General features: G+C 58.2%; 11 protein-coding genes and 1 tRNA gene. 2 read left to right on the forward strand and 10 right to left on the reverse strand.

Annotation, left to right across the window (positions count from 1 at the left end):
• Positions 1-55: 55 nt before the first annotated feature.
• From queG to DS906_RS16745, 6 genes are all read right to left on the reverse strand, one after another.
• Positions 56-1093, reverse strand: coding sequence for a tRNA epoxyqueuosine(34) reductase QueG (gene queG, locus DS906_RS16720; protein ID WP_113791265.1), 1038 nt, complete (start codon positions 1091-1093; stop codon positions 56-58).
• 78 nt (positions 1094-1171) lie between these two features.
• A complete protein-coding gene (locus tag DS906_RS16725; RefSeq protein WP_113791266.1) occupies positions 1172-1837 on the reverse strand; it encodes a glutathione S-transferase family protein in 666 nt (221 codons plus the stop codon).
• A 58-nt stretch (positions 1838-1895) separates the two neighbouring features.
• Positions 1896-2630, reverse strand: a complete 735-nt coding sequence (gene mtgA, locus DS906_RS16730) for a monofunctional biosynthetic peptidoglycan transglycosylase (RefSeq protein ID WP_113791267.1) — start codon at positions 2628-2630, stop codon at positions 1896-1898.
• Positions 2631-2791: 161 nt separating this feature from the next.
• Positions 2792-7324: a glutamate synthase large subunit gene (gltB, locus tag DS906_RS16735; protein WP_113791268.1), complete on the reverse strand. Its 4533-nt coding sequence runs from the start codon at positions 7322-7324 to the stop codon at positions 2792-2794.
• Positions 7321-7755, reverse strand: a complete 435-nt coding sequence (locus tag DS906_RS16740) for a GFA family protein (RefSeq protein ID WP_113791269.1) — start codon at positions 7753-7755, stop codon at positions 7321-7323. The genes gltB and DS906_RS16740 overlap by 4 nt, the downstream gene beginning before the upstream one ends.
• A 26-nt stretch (positions 7756-7781) precedes the next feature.
• Positions 7782-9215, reverse strand: a complete 1434-nt coding sequence (locus DS906_RS16745) for an NAD(P)-dependent oxidoreductase (protein WP_113791270.1) — start codon at positions 9213-9215, stop codon at positions 7782-7784.
• 229 nt (positions 9216-9444) lie between these two features.
• Here DS906_RS16745 and DS906_RS16750 point away from each other — a divergent pair, with 229 nt between their 5' ends.
• The gene (locus DS906_RS16750) at positions 9445-10248 is read left to right on the forward strand and encodes an undecaprenyl-diphosphate phosphatase (protein ID WP_113791271.1); all 804 of its coding nucleotides are present in this window, start codon (positions 9445-9447) and stop codon (positions 10246-10248) included.
• Here the strand turns inward: DS906_RS16750 and DS906_RS16755 are convergent, their stop codons facing one another.
• On the reverse strand, positions 10249-11232 hold the full coding sequence (locus DS906_RS16755; RefSeq protein WP_113791272.1) for a complex I NDUFA9 subunit family protein: 984 nt from the start codon (positions 11230-11232) through the stop codon (positions 10249-10251).
• Positions 11233-11430: 198 nt separating this feature from the next.
• Between DS906_RS16755 and DS906_RS16760 the strand changes: the two genes are divergently transcribed.
• Positions 11431-11516, forward strand: a tRNA-Leu gene (locus DS906_RS16760).
• 103 nt (positions 11517-11619) lie between these two features.
• Here the strand turns inward: DS906_RS16760 and DS906_RS16765 are convergent.
• The 3 genes from DS906_RS16765 to DS906_RS16775 form a co-directional block, all read right to left on the reverse strand.
• A complete protein-coding gene (locus tag DS906_RS16765; RefSeq protein ID WP_113791273.1) occupies positions 11620-12072 on the reverse strand; it encodes a CoxG family protein in 453 nt (150 codons plus the stop codon).
• A gap of 106 nt (positions 12073-12178) precedes the next feature.
• Entirely contained in the window at positions 12179-12991 is an 813-nt protein-coding gene (locus DS906_RS16770; RefSeq protein WP_113791274.1) for an XdhC family protein, read from the reverse strand.
• 11 nt (positions 12992-13002) lie between these two features.
• Complete coding sequence (locus DS906_RS16775) at positions 13003-14142, reverse strand: VWA domain-containing protein (protein ID WP_233494824.1); 1140 nt, start codon at positions 14140-14142, stop codon at positions 13003-13005.

The raw sequence follows: 14142 nt of genomic DNA on the forward strand, positions 1-14142 counted from the left end.
TCGCTGCCGATGGGTGTAGCGGTTTGGACCGACACGTCCAGCCTGTTTGCGTCACTTACGATAATCGTTTCACCGCCCAGCGCGCGGCGTCCGCCACCGTTGGGTCAGGATCATCGGCAAGCGACTGCGCGACGGGCATCAAATCCGACCGTTTCGAGTTGCCAATCGCGTACAGAACGTTGCGCACAAACCGATCCCGCCCAATCCGCTTGATCGGGGAACCCGAGAACTTTGCCCGAAACGCCGCGTCATCCAACACAGCCAATTCCGCCAATGCGGGTGCCTTCAAATCGTCACGCGCTGCATACCGCACATCGCTCGCGGCAACGGCGAATTTGTTCCACGGACACGCAGCCAGGCAATCGTCGCACCCATATATCCGGTTGCCCAGTTTGTCGCGTAATTCTTCGTCGACCGGCCCCTTGTGCTCGATCGTCAAATAGGAAATGCAGCGCCGCGCATCCAACTGGTAGGGCGCAGGAAACGCGTCCGTCGGGCAGGAATCCAGACAGGCCCGGCACTTCCCGCAATGATCCGTTTCAGCCATGTCTGCGGGCAGGTCCAAAGTCGTAAAAACAGACCCAATGAAAGCCCAGCTCCCCCAATCGCGACTTACAAGATTGGTGTGCTTCCCCTGCCAACCTAAGCCAGCCGCGTGCCCCAATGCCTTTTCCGGCACAGGCGCGGTATCGACAAAGACCTTTACCTCTCCACCCGCTTCCGCAATCAGCCAGCGCGCCAGCCGTTTCAGCCGCTTTTTGACCAGATCGTGGTAATCCTTATTCTGCGCATAAACAGAAATCGCTGCCCTGTCCGGGTGGTTCAATACATCTGTCGGATCATGCTCAGGCGTATAGCTCTCGGCCAACATGATCACCGACCGCGCCTCGGGCCACAATGCGGCCGGATCGCCACGCCAATGGGTCCGTTCGGCCATCCACGCCATCTGCCCGTGATACCCAGCATCCAAAAACGCCTGCAGACGCGACGGCACCTCCGGCACGTCCCAAGGCCGGCAAATGCGACAGGATACAAACCCCTCGCTCAGCGCCTGTGCCACAAGCTTTTCTTTTAAACCTGATCCGCTCTTCATCTGGCTGCAAATATCCTCGGGGGTGAATTGGCCCACCGGGCCAAGAGGGGGCAAACAGCCCCCTGAACCCTGACACTATCAGAAATCCAGATCGGCGTAATGCGGCGGTGGCCGGAACCCAGGGACTTGATCCGCCAAAATCGAACGGAAAGCAGGCCGCGACTTGATCTTGGCGTACCAATCCTTGACCGCCTGAGAACGGTTCCAATCCACATCCGAAATATAATCCAGTGATGACAGATGCGCAGCAGCGGCAAAATCGGCCAATGTCATCTGATCCCCCGCCAGCCAGCGCCGATGGTCCAGCAGCCACGCCATGTAATCCAGATGATACTTGATCGCCTTCGCGCCCGCCTTGACGTTTTTGCTGTCGGGATAACCCTCGCCCGTCACCTTCTTGTTCACCCGTTCATACAGCAGTCTCGATGTGACCTCGTGATGGAACTTGTCATCAAACCAGCCCACCAGACGCCGCACTTCGTACCGCGCTTCGGGTTTTTTAGGCATCAGCGGAGGTTCAGGGCGGGTTTCTTCGATATACTCGCAAATGGCGGCGCTTTCCGCCAGGACTTGCCCATCCAGACGCAAAACCGGTACTTTTCCCGCAGGGTTGCGGCGCAGGAAATCCGGGTCTTGTTCCCAGTATCGTTCCTCGACCAGCTCAACTTCGATCTTCTTTTCCGCAAGCGACAGGCGCACCTTGCGGCAATACGGGGACAGGGGAACATGAAACAGACGCGCCATAATCTTCCAATCGAACCAGTGAATACCCCCCAGCTTTAGCCTTGAGGGGCATAGGGTTTCAATCCTCGAAACAATCCGCGCGACCATCTGCGCGGATGGTGGCCGCCCCATCCAGTATGGATGCCGCCCGTCTGCGGGTCCGAACCGACGGATCTGTGACGGATCTGTTGCGAGGGGACGGCAGGATCGCAGCAAGCCGTGCGGCCTGTACTGGGGACATCCTGGCCGCACTTGTTCCGTAATATTGCTGTGCCGCAGCTTCGACGCCGAAAACCCCCTGACCGGTCTCGGCAACGTTCAGATAGACCTCCAGAATGCGCTGTTTGCTCCAGAAGATTTCGACGACGGGCGTAATCGACGTTTCAAACGCTTTGCGCACCCAACTGCGCCCCTGCCACAGGAACACGTTCTTCACGACCTGCTGGGTAATGGTCGAGGCCCCCCGGCTGCCGCCATCTTCCAGCGCATCGCGGATTGCTTCAACGTCAAAGCCCCAATGCAGGCAGAAATTCGCGTCTTCGGCAGCGACAGCAGATCTGCCCATAACCGGGGCAATTTCCTCGATCGGCACCCACTCGCGCTCGACCTTTCCCAATCTTCGCCATTCCGACCAGATCGTATGCGTTACCGGCGGATTGACCACCGAGTACAGCAGAACTAGCCCCACGACAAAGGCCACGACGCCCAAAGCGGCGCGTATGACCCAACGACGAATCCGCGGGGTCAGTGGCTTTTTTGTTTTTGACGCCTTGCTTTTCTTTTTGCTCGACTTGCGCGCTGCTTTTCTTGCCATTGTGTTGCTATACGACGCTGTGGACGGGTTTGGAACGGTTTATGTTACGTGGCCTGAGCGTTGCGCGGGTAAGTAATCCGAGGCAAGTCCGGGTCGCAATTTGAAAACCCCGCGTGTCATTGGTGACACGCGGGGTTTTGATTTGGTCTAACTATTTCCGCTTACTCGGCGGGAACAGCAGTTGCCTCAGTCGTCAGCGGATGGCTGAGCTTGTTCAGCATCTCTTTCGGACAAACCTGCAGGAAATTGGTCTTTTCGACCTCCCAATGCTGCAGAATGTCGGCGGCCTTGCGGCTGTTGGATTCTGCCTGATGTGTTTCGATCAGCGATTTCAACTGATCTTCCCAATGGTCGACGGTTACCGGACAGGTCACCAACGTTTCCATGTTCATCAGCTGCTGAGCCTTGCCTTCGGGGTCGTACAGATAAGCCATACCGCCCGTCATGCCTGCGCCAAAGTTGGCACCAATGCCACCCAGAATCACCGCGATACCACCGGTCATGTATTCACAGCCGTTCGAGCCACAGCCCTCGATCACCACAGTGGCGCCCGAGTTCCGCACCGCAAACCGCTCACCTGCGCGGCCAGCCGCAAACAGGTGACCATCAGTTGCGCCGTAAAGAACGGTGTTGCCGATAATGGTGTTCTCGTCCGCTTTCAGCGGGCTGACCTGCGGCGGGCGCACAACGATTGTGCCCCCGGACAGGCCCTTGCCGACATAGTCGTTGGCATCACCCGACACCTCAAGCTTCAGGCCCGGGGCCGCAAAAGCCCCAAGCGACTGACCGGCCGAGCCTTGCAGTTTCACGTGCAGATGGTCCGGCTGGAACGTGTTCCGCATCCCGAAATTCTGCACGATATGGCTGGACACTCGCGTGCCCACGGTCCGATGCGTGTTCTGAACCGCATAAGACAGCTGCATTTTCTCGCCGTCTTTCAGGAACCGGGCGGCATCGCGCACGATTTCCGCGTCCAGCGTATCGGGCACCGCGTTCCGGTCTCTGTCGCGATTATAGACGATGTTATGGGCACCATCGACGGTGATCAGCAGCGGGTTGAGGTCCAGATCATCCAGATGCGCCGAACCGCGGCTGACCTGCGCCAGCAGATCTGCCCGTCCAATGATGTCGTCAATCGACCGCGCGCCGAGGCTGGCCAGCAGCTCGCGCACTTCCTGTGCGTAGAAGGTGATCAAGTTGACTACCTTGTCGGCATTGCCAGTGAACTTGGCGCGCAGGGCGTCGTCCTGCGTACATACACCTACCGGACAGGTGTTCGACTGACACTGACGCACCATGATACAGCCCATCGCGATCAGTGCTGCGGTGCCGATACCGTATTCCTCGGCCCCCATCATCGCAGCCATGACGATGTCACGACCGGTGCGCAAGCCACCATCGGTGCGCAGGGTCACGCGATCCCGCAGGTTGTTCATCGCCAGAACCTGATGCGCCTCGGTCAGACCCATCTCCCACGGCAGACCGGCGTATTTGATGCTGGTCGCGGGCGAAGCGCCTGTACCGCCATTGTGGCCCGAGATCAGGATCACGTCCGCTTTGGCCTTGGCCACACCGGCGGCAATCGTGCCAACACCCGAAGACGCCACCAGCTTCACCGTCACCTTGCAGCGCGGGTTGATCTGTTTCAGGTCATAGATCAGCTGCGCCAGATCCTCGATCGAGTAGATGTCGTGATGCGGAGGTGGCGAGATCAGGGTCACGCCTTTGGTCGAATGGCGCAGGCGCGCAATCAGGTCGGTGACCTTCATGCCCGGCAACTGGCCGCCCTCTCCGGGTTTTGCACCCTGAGCGACCTTGATCTCCAGCTCTTCACACTGGTTCAGGTATTCGGCTGTCACACCAAACCGGCCGGAAGCCACCTGTTTGATCTTGGCAGATGGGTTATCACCATTGGGTTCCGGCACGAAATGCGCCGGGTCTTCACCCCCTTCGCCGGAGTCGGATTTCGCACCGATCCGGTTCATCGCCACGTTCAGCGTCTTATGCGCCTCGGGCGAAAGTGCGCCCAGCGACATACCTGGCGTGACAAAGCGCTTGCGGATCGAGGTGATCGACTCGACCTCTTCAATCGGGATCGGCTTGCCCAATGGTTTGAAGTCCATCAGGTCACGCAGGTGGATCGGCGGGTTCGATTGCATCTTGGCCGAATACTGCTTCCACAGCTCATAAGAAGCCCGGTTGCAGGCCATCTGCATCATATGCATCGAGGTCGCTTCCCACGCGTGGGTCTCACCGGATTTCCGTGCCTTGTAGAACCCACCGATGGGCAGCACGTCCAGACCATTGACCCATGCCTTGGCGTGGATTTCCTCGGCCTTGGTCTGAATACCGGTAACGCCGATGCCGGAAATCCGGCTGGTCATTCCGGGGAAATACTCTGCGACCATCGCACGGCTGAGGCCGACAGCCTCAAAATTCAGTCCGCCGCGATAGGACGAGATCACCGAAATTCCCATCTTGGCCATGATCTTCAACAGGCCCTGATCAATCGCTTCGCGGAATCGGGCGACGTTTTCGGTCAGAGTCCCGTCCAGAAGGCCGCGATCAATACGGTCGGCCAGCGAATCCTCGGCCAGATAGGCGTTTACGACGGTTGCACCGCAACCGATCAGAACGGCAAAGTAATGCGGGTCGACACATTCCGCTGAGCGTACGTTCAACGAGCAGAATGTCCGCAGGCCCTGACGGGTCAGGTGCGAGTGCACCGCGCTTGTGGCAAGGATCATGGGCATCGCCACACGACCTTCGCCCGAGTTCATGTCAGACAGCACCAGATGCCCGGCGCCAGACCGAACGGCCTCTTCTGCTTCGGCTCTAACACGGGCCAATGCGTCGCTTAGTGCGCTTTGGCCGGGCTCAAAGCTACAGTCGATCTCGGCCAGCGGAGCATCAAAGCTTTCAACCAGCTTGTCCCACTGTGCGTTGCCGACAAAGGGGCTTTCCAGAACCACAATCTCAGTCTGGCTGCTGTCTTCATCCAGCACGTTCTTGAGGTTCGCAAACCGCGTCTTCAAAGACATCACGCGGTATTCGCGCAAAGAATCGATTGGCGGGTTGGTCACCTGACTGAAATTCTGCCTGAAGAAATGGCTGAGCGGGCGGTATTGCTTGGACAGAACCGCCGAGGGCGTATCGTCACCCATCGAGGCCAGCGCCTCTTTGCCATCTTCCGCCATCGGGGCGAGGATCTGTTCCAGCTCCTCAACCGAATAACCAGCCGCGATCTGACGCTTGCGCAGTTCTTCACCTGAAAAGATCGGGGTTTCGGTCACGCCTGCCAGCGTGGCATCCAGATCGTGAATCTTGCCGACCCATTCGCCAAATGGCAGCGCACGGGCCAGTTTGTTCTTGATCTGCGTGTCGCGGAACAATTTGCCCTTCTTCATATCGACGGCCAGCATCTGACCCGGGCCAAGGGCGCCTTTTTCGGTCACGGTGGCCTCATCAATCGGCACCATCCCGGCCTCGGACCCTGCGATGACAAGACCATCGCCAGTCACCACATACCGCATCGGACGCAGACCGTTCCGGTCCAGACCCGCACAGACCCAACGACCATCCGTCATCGCCAGTGCGGCGGGGCCGTCCCACGGCTCCATCACCGAGTTGCAGTAGGAATACATGTCGCGCCACGCCTGCGGCAGTTCGACCGCCTGTTTGGACCAGCTTTCCGGCACCAACATGGTTTTCGCCATCGGGGCAGACCGGCCTGCGCGGACAAGAACTTCAAAAACAGAGTCCAGAGCCGCCGAATCCGACGAACCACCTGCGATGATCGGCTTGATGTCCTCGGCATAGTCACCAAACGTGCCGCTCGCCATGCGGATCTCATGGCTTTTCATCCAATTGATGTTGCCCTTCAGCGTGTTGATCTCGCCGTTATGGGCCAGCATGCGGAAAGGCTGTGCCAGCCACCACTGCGGGAACGTATTGGTCGAATACCGCTGGTGGTAGATGGCAAAGGCACTTTCAAAGCGCTCGTCCATCAAATCGGGGTAGAACACCGCGACCTGCTCGGCCAACATCATGCCCTTATAGATGATCGACCGGCAGCTGAGCGAGGCCAGATACAGATCAGAAATCCCGGCAGCCAGTGCCGCCTTTTCGATGCGGCGACGGATCACATAAAGCTCACGCTCAAACGTGTCTTCATCCACACCTTTTGAGTTCGAGATCAGGATCTGCTCGATCTCAGGGCGGGTGGCGTTGGCTTTTTCACCCAAGCAGGTCACATCGACCGGCACATGACGCCAACCATAAATGTAATAGCCCATGCGAAGGACTTCGGTTTCCACTATGGTCCGGCACTGTTCCTGTGCACCGAAATCGGTGCGTGGCAAAAAGACCTGACCAACTGCAATCAGTTGATCCAGTCGTGGCTCATGCCCGGTGCGGCGGATCTGGTCATAGAAGAACGGAACTGGAATTTGCACGTGGATACCTGCGCCGTCACCCGTCTTGCCGTCTGCGTCCACCGCGCCCCGGTGCCAGATTGCCTTGAGCGCGTCGATCCCGGCATCCACGACCTTACGCGACGCTTTGCCGTCAATTGAAACCACAAGACCTACACCGCATGAAGAATGCTCATCATCCTCGGAATAGAGACCATTTTCGGCCATCCATTTGCGCTTGGCTTCTTCGGCCCGCACCCAATCGGCATCATATTTGGTCATTGGCTGTCTCCTTCTTCCGGCAGGGCATACATGGCTTCGACCTCGGCTTTGGTCATCTGCCGGCGTTCTCCTGCGAACGCGTAGCCCCCGGGCTTTTTATCTATGTAAAGTTCAAGTTTCAGCGGGTTGCCGGTGTCGTCGAAAAGACCGGCAGCCATTTGGGTTTGTCCGTGCATCTCGCCCGGCAAAGTGATCCGGTACCACAGCGCCGAACCACAGTCCGAGCAAAATGCCCGTTCGGCCCAATCCGACGAGGTGTAGGTCTTGACCGGTCCCAAAGCAGCATAACCGGGCTCGGCCGCGAAGGTTACCAGCATCGAACTGGTCCAGCGACGGCATTGATCACAATGGCAGGCACCCAGCGAATCCCGCGCCGGGGTTGCGGTCACCGTTACCGCGCCGCACATGCATTGACCTTGCAATTCGGGCATCAGACCCTCCTGTCGCTGGGCTAGGGTTATTCGGCTGCGATGGCAGCCTTGGCGTTGAAGCGATCAATAATCGCATCGGCGCAGTCGCGACCGTCACGAATGGCCCATACTACCAGAGATGCACCGCGCACGATGTCACCAATGGCATAGACGCCGTCCATCTCGGTCGCGCCGGTCTCGAACGCTGCCTTGACGGTGCCCCAACGGGTGACAGGCAGGTCGGGCTGGCCGAACAGGGTGGGCAGGTCTTCAGGCTCAAAGCCCAGCGCCTTAATCACCAGATCGGCATCTTCGACATAATCCGCGCCTTCGATCACCTCCGGCGCCTGACGGCCGGTCGCATCGGGTTGGCCCAGACGCATCTTTTGCACCATCACGCCCGCGACGGTGTCGTCGCCGGTAAAGCCTTTGGGCGCGCTCAGCCATTCGAACACCACGCCTTCTTCCTCGGCGTTTTGGGTTTCGCGCTGCGAACCCGGCATGTTCGCCCGATCACGACGATAGAGACATTTGACCGACGTGGCACCTTGCCGGATCGAGGTCCGCACACAATCCATCGCGGTATCACCGCCACCAATCACGACGACCTTCTTGCCTTCGGCATTCAAGCGGCCATTGTCAAAGTCCTCGACGTCATCACCAAAGCTTTTACGGTTCGAGGCGGTCAGGAAATCGATGGCTTTTTCGATTCCAGCCAGACCGCTGCCGGGCATGGACAGATCACGCGATTTGTACACACCTGTCGCAATGATCACCGCATCATGCTTGGTGCGGATTTCTTCGAACTTGGCGGCGTCCACATCGCAGTTCAGCACAAACTCGACTCCGCCATCGGCCAGCAGGTCATTGCGGCGCTGCACGATGTCTTTTTCCAGCTTGAACCCTGGTATGCCGTACATCAGCAGACCACCTGCGCGATCATAACGATCATAGACGGTGACCTGAATGCCCGCCTGGCGCAGCATGTCAGCCGCAGCCAGACCACCGGGGCCGCCACCGATGATGCCAACGCTTTCGCTGCGCTCGGCACCCGGAGCGGTGGGTTTCACCCAGCCTTTGTCCCAGGCGGTGTCGGTGATGTATTTCTCAATCGTGCCAATGGTGACCGTGCCGTGGCCCGATTGCTCGATCACGCAGTTGCCCTCGCACAGGCGGTCCTGCGGGCAGATACGGCCACATATCTCGGGGAACGTGTTGGTGGCCTGGCTGGTTTGATAAGCCTCTTCCAGACGACCTGTCGCGGTCAGGTGCAGCCAGTCAGGGATATTGTTGTGCAGCGGGCAATGAGACTGGCAGTATGGAACACCACACTGACTGCATCGGCTGGCTTGTTCCTTGGCTTTTTCTGCTGCGAATTCGGCGTAGATTTCATCAAAATCTTCTCTGCGGTCATCGGCGGCACGCTTTTCGGGCATGACGCGGTCGATCTGCACAAATTTCAGCATCGGTTGCTTGGCCACGGGTCAAACTCCATGAATTGGCTTGGTCACGTCTTTTTAAGAGATGCGAGATCGGATGAAAAGTCAACTGTACTGACCTAATTTGGGATTTTGGTTGGGATTTTGGTGGTGATTTGAAATTTAACACGATTTTTAGTTCCGTTTCGGACCTATATGCATGCTTTCCTTTTCCACAGCGCACTTATACCCATTGAGCAAACAAGGACGTGACCACAACACGGCGGGGCAGATGGGTCTTTTTCAATTGATTCTCGCGGCGATTATTCAGGGTATCACTGAGTTTTTGCCGATCTCTTCATCTGGTCATTTGATACTGCTACCCAGCTTGACCGGGCTGGACGATCAAGGTCTGGCCATCGACGTGGCCGTGCATGTGGGCACTTTGGGCGCTGTGATTCTGTATTTCTGGTCCGATGTGAAACAGGCGATTGCCGGTCTTCCCCGGGCGTTGACTGGACGGGTCGACACACCACAGGCGCAGCTGGCCATGGGTCTGATCATCGCCACGATTCCCACCGTGATTGTCGGGGCTATCCTGTTCAATACCGGCCTGATCGAGGCGTTTCGGTCAATGGCGGTCATCGGCTGGACAATGCTGGTATTTGGCCTCGTTCTGTATTGGGCCGATCAAAAAGGACCGCAAACCAAACAAGCAAGCGAATGGGGCCTGCGTGATGCGCTGATCATGGGGCTGTGGCAGGTTCTCGCCCTGATACCTGGAACTTCCCGATCAGGCATCACCATCACCGGAGCGCGCCAACTGGGCTATACGCGCGAGGATGGTGCGCGGATCGCGATGTTGATGTCGATCCCGACCATTCTTGCCTCAGGCGTTTTGTTGTCTGTAGACGTGATCCGCGAAGCAGACGCCCAATTGGCCCGAGACGGGGCAATCGCGGCATTCTTTGCGTTTATTTCAGCTCTGCTGGCTCTGACCCTGATGATGCGCCTGCTGCGCAGCGTCAGCTTTACACCTTATGTCATCTACCGCGTGATCCTGGGCGCAATCCTGCTTGTGATCGCCTATAGCTGATCAGGTCCGCAGATTGTTGGCCGAGTTCTGGATGTCGTCATACTGACCCGATGGGCGGAACTTCCAAAGGTAATCCGGCAGCACCGATTCCAACGTCGCTGGCTCGATCCCAAGATCCGCGAACCCTTTGGCGCCGTCGGACACAACATTGTCGCGACGCAGGTTTTTCAGTTGATCGCGTGTCAGGATGTGGTTCGGGAAAAGCTGAAAGCTGACGAACTTCAAGATGTCCAACACGCCCGCCATAATCCGGGCCACAAAGAAGGGCATTCCGATGATCACTCGGCGTCGGTAGATCACATCAAGCATCTGCTGCATCAACGCGCGGAAGGTTTTCACCTCGGGCCCGCCCAGCTCATACACACCGGCTTCAGCTTGGCCCAGGACGCCCTGAACAGCGGCCTTGGCCACATCATCCACATAGACCGGCTGGAACTTGGTTTCAGCGCCGACCAGCGGCAGGAAAGGTCCCATCCGGGTCATCCCGGCAAACCGGTTAAAGAACTGATCTTCGGTCCCGAAAATTACAGACGGCCGCAGAATAATTGCATCTGGCATATGGGTCAGCACACCGGCCTCACCATGGGCCTTGGTTCGCGAATAATGACTGTCGGACTCGGCGTCCGCGCCGATGGCTGAGATATGAACCATCCGAGAAATACCCTGTTCGGCCGCCAATCGCGCGATCCGCTCGGCCCCATCGGCCTGCACTGTGTCAAAGGCGTTCTTGCCCAGCTCGTTCAGCACGCCGACGCAATTCACCACCGCGTCTGCCCCGTGCATTGCAGCAGCGGCCGAAGCATCATCACGGATGTTGCACAAAATGGGTTCGACCTGACCAACGACACCGTAGGGTCTGACGAACATCGCCTCATTCGGACGCCGAACCGCCACACGGACACGCCACCCTTCATTCGCCATGCGCCGCGTAATATACCGGCCGACAAATCCCGATCCGCCATAAATCGTGACCATTTTAGACATGAGAGGGCTCCTGCTTGTGGGTCCTTTATCGATCTAGCGCTCTGAGCCTTGTCAAACAAGGCGCAATAACGCCGCGCATCAGGGAAAAGACCAACCGATTCAGGTAGAATTTGGACGCGCCGAAAAAACTTTCAAAATTCTATCCGAATCTGGTTGACCCTTCCTGCCAGTGGGCTTAAACGCCCCTCCACGACACCTGCCCAGGTGGCGGAATGGTAGACGCGCTAGCTTCAGGTGCTAGTGTCCGTATGGACGTGGAGGTTCGAGTCCTCTCCTGGGCACCAAATCTCCTTAAAATCAAGTCACTGATATTCTCTCACCGGAATTGAGTTTCCCTGTGATGTGATCTGACGCGGGCCGGTCCATTCACCGGCCCTGTCACGAGTTTCAAGTAACGGATTGCTCAGAAACAACCTCTCCAAACCGAGTAAAGAACTTGCCCGACAGCTTTTTTGCCGTTCCAGCGATCAGGCGGCTGCCCAGTTGCGCGATTTTTCCACCGACCTCGACCTTGGCTGTATAAGCCAGAACGGTTTCGTCCCCATCTTCGGTCAGCGTTACATCTGCACCGCCCTTGGCGAATCCGGCGGCGCCGCCTTTGCCTTCACCTGTCAGTGAAAACCCGTCCGGTGCATTGGTGGTGTCCAGCGTCACAGCGCCCGCAAACCGTGCTTTGACCGGGCCGATCTTCAAGACCACCTTGGCTTCCAGATCTTCGGGTGAATTCTGGATCAGCTCTTCACACCCTGGGATGCACTCCTGCAGGATTTCGGGATTATTCAGAGCCTTGTATACCACATCCCGCGGCGCAGAGATGCGGACTTCGTCACTCAGTTCCATTCAACTTTCCTTTGTTCAACAGCATCTTGGATAAACCAGAAGCGCGGTCTCTGTCGCCTCTTCCGGAGTTTGTTCGGGGCGCGCGGGCCACAGGGACCTCAGGCGTTTAAGCACGTTTCTCATCATGGGACTCCGTTTTGGATTTGTCACTGTTTCGCCAAAGCACAATTTCGGCCAGGATCGACACGGCGATCTCATGTGGGTCGATCGCGTGGATGTTCAGACCCGCTGGCGACTTCATCCGTGCGGCCCGTATCGGATCCAAACCTTGCGCTATCAGTTTGGCCACTAGCGTTTCGGCTTTGCGATGGCTGGCCACCATCGACACACGCTTGGCATCTGTTTGCAGAGCGGCGGCCAGGGCCGCGGCATCCCCCTGTCCTTGCGAGGCCACGACAACGAAATCCCGCGGCTCGACCCCTAGGTCCTGGACGGAATCCAGAGTGAACCGTTGAAAGTCACCTTCTGTCTCTGGCGCGTCGCTGAGACACACGCGAAACCCAGCTAGTGCCCCATGGGCTGCTAGTGCCACTGCAATCAGCGACTCGCCAAAAATCACCAATCGCGGTGCGTGCTGATACGGTTCGACAAGCAGATCGACCGTGCCACCGGACGGACAACCGCTTTTGAACGTCTGAATGCCATCAGGATCGGCCATGTTCACCACCTTTTCCGAAGGTTTGACCCGAATCATTTGCGGCGAACCACTGGCCAACGCCTGCTGGGCCGAGGATCGAACCGCACGTTGAACGCAGCCCCCGCCCAAATGGCCAAGGATCCGTCCATCTTTTGTAATCGCAGCCTTGCCCCCGGCTTTCGCCGAAGTTGCATCCGCAGTCCGCAACACCGTGGCCACGCAAAAGGCTTCATCAGTTTTGCGCAGCTGCTCAATCGTGTCGAATATGTCCAAGCTTGCCATGTGGGCTCCTTTCACAGCTTACGGAATTGCGGCTCCAGCGCCACCAGCGCCTCAAGCGTGTTTGCGGGCAGGTGCGCGTCCAGATACGGCTCAGCGACCTGCATTGCGGCGGCAATGGGCTGATAGTCGCGCCAGCCCTTCAGCGGATTTAGCCAGACGATCCGCCGGGCCTTGCGTCGAATCCGAGCCAATACATCGCCCAGCGCTTGCGGGTCCGAGCTGCAGTACCCGTCGGACAGGATCAGTACGATGGTCCGACCGTTCAGTGCGCGCGCGCCATATCCATTTAGAAAATGCTCAAGACTGCCTGAGATATCCGTGCCTCCGCCAAACCCTTCGGCCATCAGTGACAACCGTCCTGCTGCGCGCAGCGAATCGTGGTCGCGCAACGCACCCGTGACGCGCATCAAGCGCGTGTGGAACAGATATGCGTCCGCCTCAGTTCCAGTGCCTATCAAGCCTTTCAGGAAGGCCAGAAAGACGCGCGAGTATACAGTCATTGACCCGCTTACATCGCATAATGCAACGATCCGCATCGGGCGCGGTGAGCGGGCGCGGCGATACAGGTCCATCGGCTCGCCGCCTCGTGCAAGGCTGGCGCGCTGTATCCGACGCATGTCCAGAGCAGGCCCCCTTAGCGCTTTTTTCCGCCTGCGCGAGCGGCGGTCGCGGATGGCGCGCGCCAGCGCAGTTGCGGCCTGTTCGGCCTGCTTCAGCGCGTCTTCATCCATCAGCTCACGCAAATCCCGACGCGACAGGTTGGCCGTACGGGTCGCAATCAGCTTCCCGTCTCTCCCCACTGCCTCCCCGTCGCCCGGATCAGGGGTTGCGTCCTGATCCGAACCGGAACTGGTTTCCTGAATGTCATGGCTTTCTTGCTGCCAGATCATCGGCTTGGCGGACTGCACCCGAACATGCGCGGTTTGCGCCCCTCCAGTGCGCTGCTTTCCGGCATTGAGCCAATACGCATCGAAAAGATCGTCAAACCGTCGCCAGTCTTCCGCGTCACCAGCCAGCAATACACACAGCGCCTGTCTGGCCTGCTGCAAATCCGTCGCCTCTACTTCCGCCAGCACCGCCAATGCATCCCCGGTCTCAGCCGGTCCGACGCGCATCCCGTTCATACGCAAATGTGCAATGAAACCAGACAT

This window comes from Ruegeria sp. A3M17 (genome assembly GCF_003318255.1).
In the GTDB taxonomy this organism is placed as follows: domain Bacteria; phylum Pseudomonadota; class Alphaproteobacteria; order Rhodobacterales; family Rhodobacteraceae; genus Ruegeria.